This window comes from Stenotrophomonas sp. 610A2, from assembly GCF_030549615.1.
GTDB classification, from domain to species: domain Bacteria; phylum Pseudomonadota; class Gammaproteobacteria; order Xanthomonadales; family Xanthomonadaceae; genus Stenotrophomonas; species Stenotrophomonas pigmentata.
Genome location: NZ_CP130832.1, coordinates 2,221,002 through 2,239,491 on the forward strand (window position 1 = coordinate 2,221,002; position 18,490 = coordinate 2,239,491).

At 60.6% G+C, this 18,490-nt stretch carries 14 protein-coding genes; 9 read left to right on the forward strand and 5 right to left on the reverse strand.

Features of this window, described 5'->3' with window-relative positions:
* Nucleotides 1-14 precede the first annotated feature (14 nt).
* From Q5Z11_RS10055 to tssJ, 5 genes are all read right to left on the reverse strand, one after another.
* The gene (locus Q5Z11_RS10055) at nucleotides 15-620 is read right to left on the reverse strand and encodes a DUF7738 domain-containing protein (RefSeq protein WP_303749851.1); all 606 of its coding nucleotides are present in this window, start codon (nucleotides 618-620) and stop codon (nucleotides 15-17) included.
* 32 nt (nucleotides 621-652) lie between these two features.
* The gene (tssI, locus tag Q5Z11_RS10060) at nucleotides 653-5,245 is read right to left on the reverse strand and encodes a type VI secretion system tip protein TssI/VgrG (protein ID WP_303749852.1); all 4,593 of its coding nucleotides are present in this window, start codon (nucleotides 5,243-5,245) and stop codon (nucleotides 653-655) included.
* A 10-nt stretch (nucleotides 5,246-5,255) separates the two neighbouring features.
* On the reverse strand, nucleotides 5,256-6,047 hold the full coding sequence (icmH, locus tag Q5Z11_RS10065; RefSeq protein ID WP_303749853.1) for a type IVB secretion system protein IcmH/DotU: 792 nt from the start codon (nucleotides 6,045-6,047) through the stop codon (nucleotides 5,256-5,258).
* Nucleotides 6,047-7,381: a type VI secretion system baseplate subunit TssK gene (gene tssK / locus Q5Z11_RS10070; protein WP_303749854.1), complete on the reverse strand. Its 1,335-nt coding sequence runs from the start codon at nucleotides 7,379-7,381 to the stop codon at nucleotides 6,047-6,049. Before tssK ends, icmH begins: the two co-directional genes overlap by 1 nt.
* A gap of 224 nt (nucleotides 7,382-7,605) precedes the next feature.
* Nucleotides 7,606-8,217: a type VI secretion system lipoprotein TssJ gene (gene tssJ / locus Q5Z11_RS10075; protein ID WP_303749855.1), complete on the reverse strand. Its 612-nt coding sequence runs from the start codon at nucleotides 8,215-8,217 to the stop codon at nucleotides 7,606-7,608.
* Nucleotides 8,218-8,579: 362 nt separating this feature from the next.
* Here tssJ and Q5Z11_RS10080 point away from each other — a divergent pair, with 362 nt between their 5' ends.
* From Q5Z11_RS10080 to Q5Z11_RS10120, 9 genes are all read left to right on the forward strand, one after another.
* Nucleotides 8,580-9,083: a tetratricopeptide repeat protein gene (locus Q5Z11_RS10080; protein ID WP_303749856.1), complete on the forward strand. Its 504-nt coding sequence runs from the start codon at nucleotides 8,580-8,582 to the stop codon at nucleotides 9,081-9,083.
* Nucleotides 9,084-9,115: 32 nt separating this feature from the next.
* Complete coding sequence (gene tssB / locus Q5Z11_RS10085; protein ID WP_303749857.1) at nucleotides 9,116-9,616, forward strand: type VI secretion system contractile sheath small subunit; 501 nt, start codon at nucleotides 9,116-9,118, stop codon at nucleotides 9,614-9,616.
* 3 nt (nucleotides 9,617-9,619) lie between these two features.
* Nucleotides 9,620-11,110 carry a type VI secretion system contractile sheath large subunit gene (tssC, locus tag Q5Z11_RS10090; RefSeq protein ID WP_303749858.1) on the forward strand — a complete coding sequence of 497 codons (1,491 nt, stop codon included), beginning with the start codon at nucleotides 9,620-9,622 and terminating at the stop codon, nucleotides 11,108-11,110.
* A 146-nt stretch (nucleotides 11,111-11,256) separates the two neighbouring features.
* Entirely contained in the window at nucleotides 11,257-11,754 is a 498-nt protein-coding gene (locus tag Q5Z11_RS10095) for an Hcp family type VI secretion system effector (RefSeq protein WP_057628616.1), read from the forward strand.
* 120 nt (nucleotides 11,755-11,874) lie between these two features.
* Complete coding sequence (tssE, locus tag Q5Z11_RS10100) at nucleotides 11,875-12,366, forward strand: type VI secretion system baseplate subunit TssE (protein WP_057628615.1); 492 nt, start codon at nucleotides 11,875-11,877, stop codon at nucleotides 12,364-12,366.
* Nucleotides 12,366-14,201, forward strand: a complete 1,836-nt coding sequence (tssF, locus tag Q5Z11_RS10105; RefSeq protein WP_303749859.1) for a type VI secretion system baseplate subunit TssF — start codon at nucleotides 12,366-12,368, stop codon at nucleotides 14,199-14,201. The genes tssE and tssF overlap by 1 nt, the downstream gene beginning before the upstream one ends.
* On the forward strand, nucleotides 14,165-15,250 hold the full coding sequence (gene tssG / locus Q5Z11_RS10110) for a type VI secretion system baseplate subunit TssG (protein ID WP_303749860.1): 1,086 nt from the start codon (nucleotides 14,165-14,167) through the stop codon (nucleotides 15,248-15,250). Before tssF ends, tssG begins: the two co-directional genes overlap by 37 nt.
* 66 nt (nucleotides 15,251-15,316) lie before the next feature.
* Nucleotides 15,317-18,067 (forward strand): type VI secretion system ATPase TssH, encoded by a 2,751-nt coding sequence (gene tssH / locus Q5Z11_RS10115; protein ID WP_303749861.1) that lies wholly within the window; start codon nucleotides 15,317-15,319, stop codon nucleotides 18,065-18,067.
* A 21-nt stretch (nucleotides 18,068-18,088) separates the two neighbouring features.
* Entirely contained in the window at nucleotides 18,089-18,439 is a 351-nt protein-coding gene (locus tag Q5Z11_RS10120; RefSeq protein ID WP_303749862.1) for a hypothetical protein, read from the forward strand.
* Nucleotides 18,440-18,490 lie beyond the last annotated feature (51 nt).

An 18,490-nucleotide genomic window follows, 5' to 3' on the forward strand; every position in this document is an offset into this window, starting at 1 on the left:
GACCAGTCGGTTCGCTATGGAGCAGCCTTCTGCAGCTCAATCGTGTAGATCACGCTGTCTTCGATCCGTCCATCAACCGCAAAGGCGATGGACAGCTGATCCGCTGCAAGATCGGTGCGGTGGGTGAAGCAGGTGGCTACACCTCTGGTGCAGCTGACGTCCCATGTATTGCCGCCGGCAGCGCGCAGCTCGCGTACAGTGGTCCGGTTGGTGATCGGCAGCCCTTGCAAAGACAGTGTCTGGTTGAAGACGCTCCGCGGTTCCAGCTCGGTGCCGGGCGCGGGAACGTCAAAGCCGGCTGCTTCGTTGTCCATGTGATTCAGGACAATGGTGACGATGCTGGCGTTGGGCGCTTTGGCGTTGTCCGGATAGACGCGGATGCCGAGCTTGTCCCAGACCAGAACCGTCAGGCTGGGGTTTGGTTGCGTGCTTCGATGGTCTGGGCCCAGTGCCTGGATCCACGCGCTCATCGGTGCGCCAAGCTGCAGTGCCTTGCCTTGGTAGGTCAGGCCCGTGGGGGTGGTTTCAAGTACAGGCTTCGCGTTGCTGGCCGTCGCGGCGCTTGTGGCCTTCGACGACTCCGCGTGCGATGAGCTGACATCGCAGCCGATGAGTGCCAAGCCGAGCAGTGCGATGACCAGTGCGCGTTTTTTCACTTCTTGCCGCTCCCTTTGACCTGGTTCTTCTCGCCGAAAAGATCTTCATAGAACTTGGTGATGTAATCCCAGCTGTCGGTGCCGTAGCGGCCAACGCGGCGGATACCCTCGAGTGCGTCCTTTCCGTGCTCTTCGTGCAGGTGCTCGATCTCGGTCGCCGATGCAGCCCTGCGGATATTGGCGGCATGATCTTTGGCCCAGGCCGAGACATGAGGGCATTGCCAGCTGCTGTCGTAGGGGTGGACCAGGTAGTCCTGTGCAATTTTCACCGGATCGCAGAGCCCGTTCCCGTTCCAGCGAGCAAGCATGGCCTTGCCCACTTCGGTTACTGCCTGCTGGGCCAGCTTCGCTGCGAGGGTATGCAGTGGATGCACGTCGTGATCCTTGGCCAGCTGCGAATGGCTTGGATCGGTCGAGCCATTCTTGTTCGGGTCCGAGTCGAACATGGTCTGGGCATCGTCGACGCTGTTGCCGATCAGCAGCAGCAACTGCTGGTAGACAAGGTTGTAGCTGTTCAGTATCAACCGCATCGGTGCCGAGGCGATCCAGCCGGCGCGCTCCAGGTATTCGTGGCCTGGAATGCTGAGCATGCGATCGCGTAGTTTCAGGAAATTCTGGAAAGCGTTGTAGTAGCGTTGATCACTCTGCTCGGAAAGCAGGACAAGCATGATTTTCTCGCTGTCCGAGCGGTCACCTGGTTTGCTGGCCTTGAATTCCCAGCTCTCCACGCTGAACAGCTTGTGCGCGATGGGTTCGGCCAGGCTGGCAATCACGTCGGTGGAGCCGAACATGCCGGTAACCACCGGGTACGTATGTTTGCAGTCCGCCTTGCCCGTCCAGACCAGCACGTTGCTGTGCCCAATCTTGCGCAGGCTCAATTCGCAGAAATTGGAGTGGGCGAAATAGTCCTCCAGCACATGCAGCGCGGAGCCAAAGTGACGCATACCGTCGGCAGTGCGGCCCAGGGAAATGGCCTGCCTCAGTTCCGAAGCCATGAAGGCGCTGGAGCTGCTGATGTAGCGCTTCAGCGATGTGTTCTTGTCGACACCAAGCAGCGGGCTGTTGGCGGTGACCCAAGGCTCGAAGTCCTTGTCGATGGTTTTCGGGTCGGCTGGATCGGGCTTTATGTTCTTTGGGTTGTCGATGTGCTCGCTGGGACGGTAGACGCCAAGCCGCGCAGGCGTGACCTCGTAATGCGCCTTGTCGCGGTAGCGCAGCTCGTGGAATTCGCCGCCGGCGAGGATGTCGACGATCTTGGTCAGCGCCTCGCGGGAAATATACTTGCCGAGATCTTTCGGCATGTTCGGCGGGCGTACGATCTTCGGATCCAGCAGCTGCGAATAGTCGCGCAGCCAGTTGCCGAAGTAGATCGCCGCCAGGTCCCTGCGGCTGAAGCCGACCCTGCCCAGCACGGCTTCGATCGAACGGTGGCCAAATGACTGTCCCGGGTTCTTGGCGTGGTTCTCGCCATCGCCTGCGCTGAAGCCTTCGTAGCGGCCGTCGTGTGACTGGTTGTCCTGCGCGGCAACCGGACCCTGCTGCCGCAGTGCAGCCTGCACCTCGGCATAGTTGACCTTCAGCGGGCCGCTGAACTCGGGCGAAGTGTAGTCGGCATAGGTCGTTTCATGGCTGCCTTCAAGATCGAAGAAGGCGAACCGGTACGCCATGCTCGTACCTTCTTCATGCGCGCTGTCGCCGGCGATGCTTGGCTTGCCACTGGCATCTTTCTCTGCCAGATCGTTGCGAAGCACGTTGTCTACGTGGTGACCAAACTCGTGCAGAAGCACGGCCAGCAATTCGCGTGAGGCCTCGATCGACGTCGATGCCTGATCAGCCGCCGAGGCATGTACGCGGATGACACGCTTCTTGTTGTCGTAGTCGGCTGGGTAGGGGCCGCCGCTGAGCACTTCGTGCTTTGGTTGTGGGAAACTTCCGCCCTTCAATGCCTCCTGCAGCTTCATATAGGTTCTGGCAGGTATGTCGAAGCCGAATGTCGGTGCCATCATCATCACAAATTCGATGGTGGTGGACTTCTCGGCAGCGCTGCGCAGCTGGTCGTAGGCGAAAGTGCTTTCGATCTTTCGTGCCGGATCGGGTTTGATCTTGAATGCAGGCAGCGGCGGCAGTCGCGGCGACGCACTGCTGCCGCTCTTGAACGGGTGCTCGCCGGCCTTGACCTTGAACTCACCCGGGCAGCTGAAGGTGATGTCGCCGCCTTCAAGCGTGATCGCGCTGCTGCCGGCCTGCAGCACGACCTTGCTCTTGGCCAGCACATCGATGCGCTGGTCCGTAGCGGTAACGGTGATGGCTTGATCGGCCAGCAGTTCCAGCTCGCCATCGTTGGCCTGAAGGCTGACCGGGCCGTTGGCGGCAATCAAGCGCACCGGCCCAGCTTGCGCGAACAGCGACACCTGGCCGCCTGAAACCGCAGCAATGGTTTCGCCGCTGCTTGCATGCAGGTCCTGCTGCACGGTGAGCTGCAGGTTCTGCCCGGCGAAGGCAATCGCGCTTGCTGGTGTGGTCCATGCGATATGGTTCGGCGCCTCGGCAAGCAGCACGGGTTTGGCGAAACGCTCGACCGGTTGATCACCAGCTGCGCGGCCGTCGCTGGGCTTGAACTGCGATTGGCCGTTGACCACGGACTTGAAGCTGCCTTCCGCAGTTGGATCCACCTGTTCGCGCAGCTGACCGGTTTGTTGCCAGGCTTTGAGCCCGGGCACCTGCTGTTGCTGCAGCGTCTGCTGCATCTGCTCAAGACTACGCTCTGCGCCTTTGAGCTGCGCAACAACCTCGGCGTTGTCCATCACCGTGGAAGTAGCGCGCTCTTGTGTGCTGGCGGAAAGCAACAAGCCCTGCGCGGCGTGTACGTTGCCCCAGCCTTGTGTTGCCAACTCAAAGCCTTCGCCACGCAGTGCACCGCGCGCGGTGTCCTCATGCTGGACCAGGTAGCCGAGCTCCAGGCGACTGTCGGCAAGCGAACTGTGCAAGCGCGTGCGCAATTGTCCGGGTGTGTCGTCCATCATCCATTGCTGGCTGCCACCGCCATCATGCGCGCGCGTGTGCAGGCCGCTGAGCACGCCGGGATGCTTTGCGCTCTCATCGATGCCGCCGCCAAACGGCGGTGCTACGTTACCGTTGTAAAGCTGGCCGGTGATGCGTGGTTGGTCGATATCGCCGTGCAGGAATTCGACCAGTACTTCGCTGCCGATACGCGGCAGGAATGCAGTGCCCCAGTTGGGGCCGGCAACCCACTCGGCAACCGAGACCCAGTTGCCGCTGGTGTGATCGCCGGGTGCGTGGCCTGCCTGCGCACTGCCTGTTTCACTCAGGCCACCCGCATTGGGCGTGCTGCCACGCTGCCACGAGAACTGGACACGTACCTGGTGCTCACGGTTCGGGCTGAGAGCGGCATCGGCGACGCCAACGACGCGTGCGGTCTGCAGGCCGTGCAGGGCAGGGCGATCGTGCGGCAGCGCACGCACCGGGACGCTGGCATCAGTTGCAAGAAAATGGTTCCGGTAGCTGCCGCGCTCGAGTGCGCTGTTGCCAAGCAGTTCGGCGATACCGCTGTCGAGATTGTTGACCGCGGTATGGGCAACGACCAACAGCTGGAACTCGCTGCCTTCGTGTTGCGGATGCTGGGATAGCGCGAAGCGGGAACCGGCAGCCATGCGCCGTTCACTGCTGCTGCCGCTGTAAAGAACCTGTGCAAGCTGCAGCGCATCCAGCCTTGCCTGCGCCTCGCTTTGCGCCCAGCTCGATTCGTTGAAGCGGCCGGCGCGTGGTTGCACATAGACTTCGAGCGATGGAACGTCGCCAGTTTCAGCGTTTGCCTGTGCAGCAATGGCCGTAAGTTTTTCGCTATGCCAACTCGCAACCGTGCTGCTGTTTGGCACCAACTGCCGCTGCTCGCCGAAATGGGTGATGCCATCGCTGGACTCGCTGGCCGCGATGCGATGGAAGCGGACCGTTCCGATATCGGGAAGTTCGGCCTGTGGATCGAACACGACCAGAGTATGGGCACCGTCGCCATCCTGTGTCTGCTCGATACGCCAGGCAAGCCCGCTTTCCGCCAACAGCCGACTGACAAATTCCCAGTCGGTCTCGCGATACTGGGTGGTGATGGCGCGCTGTGGCAGGCTTGATTCGATGTCGAAGCGATATGCCGCCTGCGGATAGTCATCAAATATCTGCCCGCAGATCGCACGTACATCCAGCTCCTGGAAGATCACCGCGTTGCGGCGCAAGCGCAGCAGTGCAGTCCAGGGCTCGAGGGTGAGCTGGTAACGTGCCAGGCCGCCGTCGCTGCCGAGCTGCGCTACGTCGGTGCACAGCCCGTGCCACTGGCGCTGTGAACCATCGGGTAGCTGCAGTTGCAGGGTCAGTGCTTGTTCCAACCAACTATCCGTCTGCAGATACGCATCGGTGCTGAGGCAGTCGATCTGCAGGCGCATATCGCCGCACAGGGCTTCTTCGCCCTCGAAACGTTCAACCACCAAGCCTTCGTTCGGTGCTTGTAGCTTGATCAGCCGATTGCTGTGTGAGATCGCGGCGAGCGCGGTAGACAACGAGGAGCTCGGGACGTCCATATCGACAGGCTCATGGCAAAGTGATCGTGATGTGTGCAGTGCGTTCTGGCATCTGCACGACGTTGTTGTAAGCAGCCAGCTGTTGGCGGGTGTCGTGGCCCATGTAGGTACGCAGGCCAATGAAGGCAAGCACGCCGAAACAGCCGACAACTGCAGCAGGCAGCCATAGCGGAATCACCCGCCGCAGCTGGTTGCGGATGTTGTCTGGCGGTAGCGCATGCGGCGCGAAACCGTGGCGCTTGCCTTTCAGGTAGACGATTTCATCGCCGAGCCGCGCAGTGAGATAGCCGAGCTTCTCGGTGCCTTCCAAACGGTACTTGCCCTCAAACCCCATCAGCAGGCAGTAGTGGTACACCTCCAGCGATGGCAGGCGCGGGCCACCTTGGCGCCGCAGTTCTTCGAGCTTGTCGAAGAAATGCTCGCCGGCAAGATGCTCACCGAACATGCGCAACTGCAGCGGGCTGCGCTCCCATACTTCGTGCAATGCCGAAGGCTGCGAGAGGATGGCTTCATCAACGGCCGCACAGAACGCGTACTTGGACGCGTACACGTCCTCGGCCGCGATGCCAAGACGCATCGCATTACGCTCGACGCTGTCGAGGAACTTCTGCACGGTCTGCACGAAGCCTTCAGCGTCATTTGGCAGCTGGCCGCGCTTAAGCAGCAACAGCAGGTAGAAGCCATCCGACATCAGATCCTGCAGGCTTTGCGGCGCTGTCGAGATCGGTGTGTTGCTGGCCATGGCAGCGTTGCCGGTCAGTGACGGCATCGGGCCTGGGGTTGGTGGCAGATGTGAGTTCATCAGGTGGTCACCGCAACGAGTTCCAGCTTCAGGTCGGCAATGCCGGCCGGGACGTAGATCATCAGCGACTGTGATTTGAGCATTCGTTCGTACAGCGCGCCACGCGGATCAATCTCGAAATAGTGGCTGCCCGGTCGCACCGGAATTGCCGCAGGAACCTGTGCCGCGTGTGTGAGCTTCACGCCAGGCAGGGCGGAGAGCACGCACTTCTCGACGTCATCCGGCGCGCCGATCTTGAAGCGGATCGGGACGGTCTGGATGAGGTCCTGTGCCGGCATCGATGCCGACACCGAAAGGTAGAACGAAGCCTCGCCATCGATACGCTGTGAGTCGAGCCGGCCCAGGTGATAGGACGGCTTGATTTCGTTCAGCGCGATCTTGAAGTAGCGCGTGGAGATCACTGTTTCCAGCAAGGCACGCACGATCTCCAGCAACTTGCGGAACGATGCCTCCGGTTGATCGTGGCGATATACCGGCAGGTCGTTGAGTTGGTAGGTGTTGGAGAAGGTGAGCAGCGCACCGGCCATGCGCAGCAACTCCTGATGCAGACGTTCCGGGTGCAGCTGCGGATGATGCAGCAGGTGCGCCAGTGCGCTGAATGAAGAGTTGATCGTATGCAGCAGCCAGAACGAAGCGATATCGCCCGAGCGGAATTCAATGATGTTCTGCGAGGTCTGCCGATGCAGGCCGTAAAGCGCATCGACCTTTGCCTGCAGCGCATCCAGCACGGAACGCAGTTCGCGATGCAGGAACGGCGATGCCTGCAACTGTGCGCACGGCGGAATGAACTCATCGTCCAACTCGAAGCCGCCACTCGAGGTCCTGCGCACGCGCGCAACAGGAACCGTTGCGTAGGCATCCTTGGGCTGATCGTCGGTAAGCAGCTTCACTGCTTTGCTGAGATATGCCAATTCAGCTTCGGCAGCATCGGTGAACAAGTCATCCGAAACGCGGTTCGCTTGACGATAACGCGCGAGCGCGGTGCCTTCAGCGTCGGCGCAATTGCGACCATCATCACGCAATAGCGGTAATGCGAGATACACAATCGTTGACTGTATCCCCGGTGGAAGATCCTGCAGCGATACAGCATCCGGCAGGCCGTCGTGTACAGGAGCATCGTAGCTTTCGCCGTCAGGAAACACCGCGGATAGATCTAGGGGACGCAGCGTGCCGCCTGTCAGAGCATGCGTATCAAAACGCACGCGGCGCGCGCCCCAAGCATAGGGATGCAATGTCTGCGACAGGTCTTGTAGGCGCGCCTCGTGATAGGCGTCTTGACGCTGGAAGTGCTGCGGGCGAAGGAACAAACCTTCACCCCATAAGACCTTCGACATCCTGCTTACGTAAGCCACATTTCAGTCCTTGGAAATTTCGTTGGCGCGTTGCTTCAGGCTTTCTTTGCCCTCTGGTGCATTACTACTGCACCGGCAGCTTCGCAGCTTGATGTGAAAACTCCATTCACATCCTGATTCTCGTCACATCTTGTGGTTCGAGCGCGGCAGATACTAGCGCATGCCTGCGCTGCAATGTTGTGGTTACAGCAAAAACGCACAGTCGTTCAGCGAGCACCGGCACAGCGTATGGAAGCCAGGCTGCCTGGATCACCTGAGATGCGCGAGCTTAAAGCTGCGCTATCAGTTGTTAGTGCACATGCGTGTACGCCGATTGTCAGGCCATCATTGGGAAGAGTCTTGTTGCGTGCATCAAACGCCATGCGCCATCGTGCTTCTGCAGGTGAACGAAACAACGCGACGACGCCAATGACAGCGGTGCCATCACTGAGTTGTTCGGACAATTCCTGTCGTACACCCGGTGTCAGTACTACTTCGTTCACAGAAAGAAGGTCCGCGCCAAGCGCGGTCTGTTCACCGGCCTGGTCAAGGAAAGAATTGAAGGTGGCTTGTTCAAACCGTTGTGCACTGCGCAGGTGATAGATCTTCAGCACGGCAGCGCTGGCGCGCTTGTCATTGCCGGCATTGAGATTTGTCCCAGCGTAAATTTTCAGCGGTATTACAGGGGGCTTCTCTGGTTTGCTTTCACGCAGCCCAACGGCTTGCAGTGTACTGTCCATCGCCTTGCTCAATTTGCCACCGGACGCACAACCACCTAATCCAATGGTGCTAACAAGGACGAAAGTTGTGACGGAAACCACACGCAGAAGTTTGCTCATGTACGCATTCATTTAGTGATGGGCGCCAAGAAAACAGCGGGGGAGTGACGACATGTCGGTGCAAGTGCAGCACGACGATGTGAAGGAAATGTCTAGAGAAAACAAATCGCGGATTTGAAAATAACTATACCCACGCGCATTTGCGAATGTACACTGCCGCCGCTGGGACTGGATTCCCGCAAGTTGTATCGGCGGAAATGCGGCTCCCTTTAGGAACTTATTTCGACGAAGGAATCACTATGGATGTGAAGGTGTTTGGGGCGGCAACACGTCGTTCGGTTTTGGTGTTGGCACTGCTGTCGGGGTTGGGCGCATGTGCATCGACACCAAAGAAGGCAGCAGAAATTCCTTTCGATGTAACGTTGGCGAATGCCGAGGCGCAGGTCGCTACCGCAGGTGCGGATGCAGCCATCAGTGCGTTTGAGGTTGCAGCGAAAGCTGATCCAACGCGCAAGGAGCCGTGGGTACGCATTGCGCAATTGCAGTTCGACCAGAACCGCTATGCACGCGCAATCGTCGCGGCCGAAGAAGTATTGCAGCGTGATCCTGATGACCTTGTTGCTGACGGCGTTCTGACTGTCGCTGGCTTCCGCATTGCCAATGAATCGCTGCAGCGCCTGGATGGGCGCGGTGCGTTGGCGTCAGAAACCGCACAGCGTGAAGCGCAGACGTTGGTGACCACGCTGCGTAGCACCATGGGCGACGCCATTCTTGAAACCGGCAAGCCAAAGCCGCGTGCGACGCGCCCGGCGGCACGTTCGACGGCAGCGAGCCGTCGTGCCGCTCAGCCTGCAGCCGCCCAACCCGCACCGGCGCGTCCGGCGCGTGACAGCGGCGCGGACCCCTTCCAGAACATTGGCAACTAAGCCGGATCAACAGGACCAGTCAGGAGACACTCATGGCCAAGAAGGACAGCGTTCAAAAGCGGTTGCAGAAGATCCGGCCGCCACGCGTGCAGCTTACGTATGACGTGGAAAAGGGCGACGCGATCGAGCAGAAAGAGCTGCCGTTTGTGGTCGGTGTGATGGGTGACTTCAGTGGCACGCCGGAAAACCCGTTGCCCAAGGTCAAGGACCGCAAGTTCGTTAACGTCGACCTCGACAACTTCGACGAGGTGATGGAAGCGGCCGGCCCACGCGCGGTCTATCGCGTGGCCAACAAGATCAGCGAGAGCGGTGGCGAGTTCGGCGTCGAGTTGAAGTTCAACTCGATCGAGGACTTCCGTCCGGAATCGGTGGTGCAGCAGATCGACCCGCTGCGTCGCCTGCTCGAGTCGCGCACCAAGCTTGCTGATCTGCGCAACAAGTTGGCGGGCAATGAAAAGCTCGAGGACTTGTTGACCGACGTGCTCAACAACACCGAGCAGCTCAAGAAGCTCGGCGTGGCGAAGGAGGAGTAAGCGATGGCATCTGAAGCCAGTCAACTGTCCGCGCCGGTCGCGGCTACCGAAGAAATCGATCTGCTCGACCAGATCGTAGAGAAGAGCAAGGTCGCAAAGTCGCGCACCGAGCATGAGCGTGCCAAGGACATCATCTCTGCGCTGGCGCAGGAAGTGATGGAAGGTACGGTCGTGGTGTCCGACAACCTCAACCTGACCCTGGACGCGCGTATCGCCGAGATTGACCGGATCATCTCCGAGCAGCTCAGTGCGGTCATGCATGCCCAGGAGTTCCAGGCGCTGGAAGGCAGCTGGCGCGGCTTGCACTACCTGTGCTCGCAGACCTCCACCGGCCCGAACATGAAGATCAAGGTCTTCAATTCGCCGAAGAAGGATCTCGTCAAGGACTTCAAGTCGGCCATCGATTTCGACCAGAGCGCGCTGTTCAAGAAGGTCTACGAGGAAGAGTTCGGTACCTTCGGTGGTGCGCCGTTCGGTGCCCTGATCGGTGACTACTTCCTTGGTCGTCAGCCGGAAGACATGTACTTCATCGAGCAGATGTCGCATGTGGCAGCCGCTGCACACGCACCGTTCCTGTCTGCCGCCAGTGAAGGCATGTTCGGCCTGGAGTCGTTCACCGACCTGGGCAAGCCCCGCGATCTGGCCAAGGTATTCGACACGGTTGAGTACGCCAAGTGGAAGTCGTTCCGCGAGAGCGAGGACAGCCGCTACGTTGGCCTCACGCTGCCGCGCTTCCTTGGCCGTTTGCCGTACAACCCCAAGGACGGCACCACGGTTGAAGGCTTCAACTTCGTTGAAGAGATCGAGGCCGCCGATCACAGCAAGTTCCTGTGGTGCAACACCGCCTATGCGGCCGGTGCGCGCCTGACCCAGGCATTCGAGAGCTACGGCTGGTGTGCGGCGATTCGCGGTGTTGAAGGTGGCGGCCTGGTCGAAGACCTGCCGACGCATACCTTCCGCACTGACGACGGCGAAGTGGCACTGAAGTGCCCGACCGAGGTCGCCATCACCGACCGTCGTGAAAAAGAACTCAGTGACCTCGGCTTCATGCCGCTGGTGCACTGCAAGAACACCGACTACGCCGCCTTCTTTGGTGCGCAGTCGGCACAGAAGCCGAAGAAGTACAACACCGATTCGGCCAATGCCAACGCGATCCTGTCTGCGCAGCTGCAGTACATTTTCGCGGTTTCGCGTATCGCTCACTACTTGAAGGCGATGATGCGCGAGAAGATCGGCAGCTTCGCATCCGCGGGCAACGTCGAGGAATTCCTGAACCGTTGGATCGCCCAATACGTATTGTTGGACGACAACGCCAGCCAGGAAGCCAAGGCGCAGTTCCCGTTGCGTGAAGCATCTGTGCAGGTTTCGGAAGTGCCGGGCAAGCCTGGTGTCTACCGTGCTGTGGCCTTCATCAGGCCGCATTTCCAGCTCGATGAGCTGTCTGTTTCGTTGCGTCTTGTTGCTGAACTGCCGGCGTCGGCAAAGAAGTCGTAACGTTTTGATGTTGCTTTAGCGTCGGGTAGGGACTTCGGTCCCTGCCTAGCGGTGGCGCGCATTTCTAGAGGGCGAAGCCCCCCTCAACCGCCGGGCCCCCGCCCGGCAAACAATCTCACGGAAGAACGGAATTTAGGAGACCAGATATGCAACATGCTTTTCTTTCCATTGACACCATCAAAGGTGAGTCGCACGACGACAAGCACAAGGATTGGATTGAAATCCAGTCCTTCTCGCAGGATCTGCTGCAGCCTCGCTCGGCCACTGCCTCCACCTCCGGTGGTACCACGGCAGCCCGCGTGAATCTGTCGCCGATCGAAATCATCAAGTCGATCGATCTCGCTTCCACGGCCCTTAACCAGGCCGCCGCAAACGGCACCACCTTCCCCAAGGCACGCGTTGAGTTCATGCGTGCGGACAAGGACGGCAACGCGATCAATTACTACCTGGTCGAGCTGCTGAACGTGCTGGTACACCGCGTCACCACCACGGTTGACAAGGAAGGTATGCCGCAGGAAGTGGTTCAGTTGAGCTTCGGTGCAATCAAGTGGACTTACCAGCAGCAGAAGCCGGAAGGCGGAGTTGGTGGCAAGACCGTGGCACAGTGGAGCGCAACCAAGAACATCCCGAACTACACCGTTTGATGATGTGTTCTGCGATGGCGCGTCAAGCGCCATCGCAGTCTCAATCCCGGCAAGGCCAGGAACGGCCCTGCAGTTGCATCGATGCCTTGACGCACGGATGCCCAGCTACCGGAAACAACGATGAAGGGACTCGAACCCAGCCTGTTGGAAAAGCTGTTTGACGATAACCCGCGCAGTGCGGGTGCCGGGCCGATCTTCAAGTCCGTATCGCTGGAGCAGTACAAAGAGTCCATCGCGCGTGACCTGGAGGGGCTGCTGAATTCGCGCGCCGCTTTCCAGGAAAGCGATATGGCCGAGTTCCCGAATTGCCGTCAGTCCTTGCTGACTTATGGGCTTGCCGATTTCTCGGCAATGAGCCTTGCCAATGCCTATGACCGTTCCGCCATCTGCCGCTCGTTGGAGCAGGCGGTCGGCCGCCATGAGCGCCGTTTGAAGAACGTCAGCGTGCAGCTTGATGCCGGCAACCAGTTCGCCGGTGGCCTGCATTTCACCATTCATGCGCTGCTGGATCTCGAGCCTGCGCGTGAGCCGGTAAGTTTCGACGCGATGCTGCAGCCGTCCACGCTGCAGTATCAGGTTACCCGCGCCCGTCGCACCCAGCAGGCGCTCTGATGCAGGATCTGCTGCCCTTCTATGAGCGCGAACTGGCTTACCTGCGCCGTTATGGCCGTGAGTTCGCCGAGCGCTACCCGAAGATCGCCGGCCGTCTGCAGTTGTCCGCCGATGGCAGCCAGGACCCGCACGTCGAGCGCCTGATCGAGGCCTTCGCGCTGTTGAGTGCGCGTGTGTCCAAGCGCATTGACGACGACTACCCCGAGTTCACCGACGCGCTGCTGGATGTGCTGTACCCGCACTACCTGCGGCCATTCCCGGCCTGTTCGATTGCCTATTTCGATATGGACGGCGTCGCCTCCAAGTTGAGTGCGCCAGTGCGGATTCCGCGCGGGACCTCCTTGCAGAGCCGCGCAGTGCGCGGCGTTCCCTGCGATTTCCGTACCAGCTACGACGTGGTGCTGGCACCTATTGGCATCTCCGCTGTGACGTACCGGGCGGTGGCTGATGCGCCCATGGCAACCGCATTGCCGAGCGGTAGTGGGGGGCAGATATCACTGAGCTTCAACCTGCTCTCCGATCAGCTTGGATTCGCCCAGTTGGGCACCGACAAACTGCGCCTCTTCCTCGATGGCGAGCCTTCAGTACGTGCTGCCTTGCGTGACGCGCTGCTGCTCGGTGTAAAGGCCGCGTATGTTGAGTCCGACGGCGATGGTCGCTGGCGCCGGCTTGAGTCAGTGCCGATCACCCCTGTTGGCTTTACTGACAGCGAAGCTTTGATCGATTTCCCGGCACGCTCGCACCCGGCGTATCGCCTGCTGACCGAGCTGTTCGGCTACCCGGAAAAGTTCGGTTTCGTCGACCTGGACCTGACCGCCACCACCGCAGGCGCAAGCCGCCGTTTCACCTTGCACCTGATCCTGCCCGCCGGGCAGCAGGAGCGGACCAATGCAATGGTGCTGGAAGACATCGGCCTGCAGAACGTGCGGCTTGGTTGCACGCCCATCGTCAATCTGTTCAAGATCAACGGTGAGCCGATCCGGGTTACTCATCGCACGGTGAACTACCCGGTGTTGGCGGACGCACGCCGCGCCTATGCCTTCGAAGTGCATTCCATCGATTCGGTCTACCGCATCCGGCAGACGCCGCAGGGCGAGGCCATCCACGAGTTCCGTCCGTTCTATTCGCTGCATCACGGTGAAGACCCGGATCGTACCGGGCAATACTGGGTCGCCCGCCACGACGAAGACATCGCAAGGCAAAGCCCCGGTTTTGAGATGGAGATCAGCTTCGTCGATCTCTCTTTCAATCCGGTGCTTCCGCAGACCGATACGGTGAGCCTGGAGCTGACCTGCAGCAACCGCGATCTACCGCATCAGCTCGCCTATGGCGTGGCCGGTGGTGATTTGAGCATCGAAGGTGGCAGCCCTGCCAAGGCGATCACACTGCTGCGCAAGCCAACCCGGCCACTGCGATTCCGCCACGGGCGCAGCGCGCAGTGGCGTCTGATTTCGCATTTGTCGCTGAACCAGCTGTCCCTGAGTGGCAGCGGTTTGGCGGCGCTGAAGGAAATGCTGCGCCTTTACGACCTGTCTGGCAGCAATGTTTCCGCGCGGCAGGTCGATGGCATTCTTGCGCTGGAGCAGGTGCCGGCGACGACCTGGATGTCGGGTCGCCAGTTCGCATCTGTCGTGCGCGGTCTTGAAATCCGCTTGACCATCAATGAGGCCCATTTTGTCGGCACCGGCGTGGCTGCATTCGCGCAGGTGATGGATCACTTCTTCGCACTGTATGTGCATGCCAATAGCTTTACCCGACTGGTGCTGATTTCCGGCGACAGCGGGGAGGAGATCGTCCGATGCGAAGCGCGCAGCGGCGAATCGATCCTGGCGTAGCCCAGCAGCTGCTGGCCGAGCCGCACCGCTTCGAGTTCTTCCAGGCGGTGCGTCTGCTTGAGCAGGTGTTCGAGCGACAAGGAGTGAAATCAGGACAGGCGATTCCGATGCGGGTGCGTTTCCGCAACAGCCTGTCCCTGGGCTTCCCGGCGACCGAGTTGTCCGCCGAAGGTGAGGTGTACTCGCTGGCTGGCGATCGCCTGCAGGAGCGTGAAGACATCGAGCAGGCGCTGGCTGCTGAAACGCTGGGTGAAATACACCTGACACCCCATTTCATGGGCCTGCTCGGCACTTCAGGTGCATTGCCGCTGCACTACACCGAAACGTTGCAGATCCGCGAGCTATACGAGCGCGATCGCACCGCACGAGCCTTCCTCGATATTTTCTCAACCCGCGCCGTAGCGCTGCATTACGCGGCGTGGAAGAAACACCGGTTGGCATTGCAGTACGAGCTGGACCGGCGTGAGCGCTTCCTGCCGTTGGTGCTGTCGCTGCTTGGCATGGGCATGCACGAGCTGCGCGACCGCCTGCATGACGGCGAAGGCGACATCTTCGATCAGGCAGTGGCGTACTACGCGGGCGCGATCCGGCAGCGGCCAGTATCGGCAGCGCTGATGCAGCGCGTGCTCTCGGACTACTTCCAGGTGCCGCTCGAAGTTCAGCAGTTCGTTGGTGCCTGGTACCGCGTACCGGCAGGGCAGGCGACCCGCCTGGGGAAAGCCAATGCCGTGCTGGGTGCCAGCGCGTTGGCAGGTGATCGCGTCTGGCAGCGCGATCTGCGCCTGCGCCTGCGCATCGGCCCGCTGTCGAAGAAGGCGTTTGATGATTTCCTGCCCGGCGGAACTGCAGCCCTGGCCTTGGCCAAATGGCTGTCGCTGCTCACCGGCGGCACGCTTGAATACGAGGTGCGGCTGGTACTGCGCGCCGAGGACGTCCAAGGCAGCACACTGGGAAATGGAGCGCGCTTGGGTTGGGACAGCTATATGTGTACACGCGGGCAAACCGTCGCGCGCGACGACACCACCTATGGCATCCATACGTTGCAATAACGAGGCGCCGGCAGCGATGACGCTGCCGGTAATTGAACGGTTTCAGCAGGGAGTGCGTGGTTCCGAATGAGCATCAACCTCAAAACACTTATCAGCAAGTTGGACGACACCTGCCGTCAGGCGACCCAGCGCGCAGCCAATCTGTGCATGGCGCGTGGCAACTACGAGGTGGATCTGGAGCATCTGTTCCTGGCGCTGCTGGAGCAGCCCAAGAGCGACTTCGTGCTGATCGCCCAGCGCAGTGGCATATCGCCTGAATCGCTTGAGCGCGATCTCAGCGACGAGATCGGCCAGTTCAAGACCGGCAATACACGCACGCCGGTGTTCTCCCAGCATCTGCCGGCCTTGTTCGAGCACGCCTGGTTGATCGCCTCGCTGGATTCGGAAACCACCCGCATCCGCAGCGGTCACCTGTTGCTGGCGCTGCTGACCGAGCCGGATCTGGCGCAGCTGGCGTACCGCGGCTCCAAATTGTTCGTGCGCTTCAAGCGAGAAGAGCTGAAGCACGATTTTGCCAAGCTGACCGAAGGTTCGCAGGAAGCGCAGACCGTTCGCTTCGCCGATGCCTCGGCAACGGGCGAAGGTGCTGGAGAAGATGCGGATGCAGTGCCGGGCGAGGCCAAGGGCGGCCTGTCCAAGACTCCCGCGTTGGACCAGTTCACCACCAACCTTACCCAGCGTGCGCGTGACGGCAAGATCGACCCGGTGATTGGCCGTGATGCCGAGATCCGTCAGGTCATCGACATCCTGATGCGCCGCCGCCAGAACAACCCCATCCTCACCGGTGAGGCCGGCGTCGGTAAAACCGCCGTCGTCGAAGGCTTGGCCCGCCGCATTGCCGAGAAGGATGTGCCCGACGTGCTGCAAGGCGTTGAGCTGCACACCTTGGACATGGGCCTGTTGCAGGCCGGTGCCAGCGTCAAGGGCGAGTTCGAGAACCGCTTGAAGAACGTGATCGACGAGGTCAAGAAGAGCCCGCACCCGATCATCCTGTTCATCGACGAAGCCCACACCATGATTGGTGCCGGCGGCTCCGCTGGCCAGAACGACGCCGCCAACCTGCTAAAGCCAGCCCTGGCACGAGGCGAGTTGCGCACCATTGCCGCCACCACCTGGAGCGAGTACAAGAAATACTTTGAAAAGGACGCTGCCTTGGCGCGTCGTTTCCAGGTGGTGAAGGTGGAGGAGCCCAGCGAAGTGCTGGCCGCCGCCATGCTGCGCGGCATGGTCAGCCTGATGGAGGCGCACTTCGGCATCCGCGTGCTGGATGAAGCCGTGACCGAAGCCGTGCGCCTGTCGCACCGCTATATCAGCGGCCGCCAGCTGCCGGACAAGGCAGTCAGCGTGCTCGATACCGCCTGCGCCAAGGTCGCACTTGGGCAGAGCGCGACGCCCGCGATCATCGAAGACACCCGCAAGCACCTGGATCGGCTCGAGGCCGAGCTGGCCGCATTGCAGCGCGAGACTGCCGGCGGCAGCACCTTGCATGAGGAGCGCCTTGCCGAACTGAAGGCGCAGCAGATTGAAGCGCAGGCTGTGCTTGCCAGCAATGAGCAGCGTTTGAGTGTCGAGCGTGAACTGGCCGGGCGGGTTGCAGCGCTGCGCCAGCAGCTTGAACAAGGCCTGGCGGGCGAGGGTGATGCGGATTCCTCCGCGGACGAGCAGGCCGACGTCGCTGTCGCAAAAACAACTGGCAAACGCAGCAAGTCAACGCGTGAGCTCTCGCCACAACATGCAGAGCTGGCGAAGTTGCAGGCGGAGCTGCGTGACCTGCAGGGCGAGACCCCGATGGTGCCACTGCAGGTGGATGGCACCGTCGTCGCTGAGATCGTGTCGGCATGGACCGGCGTGCCGCTTGGTCGCATGGTCAAGGATGAGATCCGCACCATCCGCTCGCTGGGCAGCCTGCTGGAAGAGCGGGTTATCGGCCAGGACCACGCGCTCGACGCCATCGCCCAGCGCGTGCGTACCGCGACCGCCAAGTTGGAAGACCCGAACAAGCCGCGCGGCGTGTTCATGTTTGTGGGGCCCTCCGGCGTGGGCAAGACCGAGACCGCGCTGGCCTTGGCTGACATTCTCTATGGCGGTGAGCGCAAGCTGATCACCATCAATATGAGTGAGTACCAGGAGGCGCATAGCGTGTCCGGCTTGAAGGGCTCGCCGCCGGGTTACGTGGGTTACGGCGAAGGCGGCGTGCTGACCGAAGCTGTGCGCCGCAACCCGTACAGCGTGGTGCTGCTTGACGAAGTGGAGAAGGCGCATCCGGACGTGCTGGAAATGTTCTTCCAGGTGTTCGACAAGGGCGTGATGGATGATGCTGAAGGCCGCGAAATAGACTTCCGCAATACCTTGATCATCCTCACCTCCAACATTGGCTCCTCACAGATCATGCAGTCCTGCCTGAACAAACCGGCAGAAGAAATTCCAACCGCAGACGCACTTGCCGAAGCCCTGCGGCCGATCCTGATGCGCAGCTTCAAGCCGGCCTTCCTTGGTCGCTTGAAGGTGGTGCCGTATTACCCGATCAGCGATGACGTGCTGGTGCGCATCATCAGCCTCAAGCTCGGCCGCATTCGTGACCGCGTCAGCGCAAATCACAAGGCCAGCTTTAGCTGGGACGAAGGTCTGGTTGAAGCTGTACTAGCGCGCTGCACCGAGGTGGACTCGGGCGCACGCAATGTCGATCACATTCTCAACGGCACCTTGCTGCCGGAGATTGCGGAGAACGTATTGACCGCCATGGTCGAAGGCACCCGCATCAACAGCATCAAAGTCAGCGCTGGCAAGAAGGGCGATTTCAAGTACAAAGTTTCTTGATTACGGAAGAAGGAGAACAGCATGGAATTTTTCGGATTTGACCGCCAGGCAGCACTGAACCACTGCGACAGCCTTGAGCTGGGCCTGGGGCGCGACCTCGACCGCGTGCGCGCATGGAACCGTCTGCGCCCGGAGCACATCGTCGAACTGCTCGAAACTGCCGTACCGGCAGCGCGCCAGGATGCACGCATTGTGGCTGGCCAGATCAGCCGTGGCTCCTGGCGCATCCACATGGATAGCGCGCCGGTCGGCAAGCCGCAGCTGGTGAGCAATATGCGTGAGGTGCTTATTTCCGCAGGTGGGCGTGACTATCGCCTGCAGGTCAGCGAAGGCGTGCGTCTGCGCCTTGAGGAAATCGCGCAGGTCGCTTGATGCAAAGGTAACAACGCCATTCCGGTGCCGGCGGGTTCCGGAATGGATGGC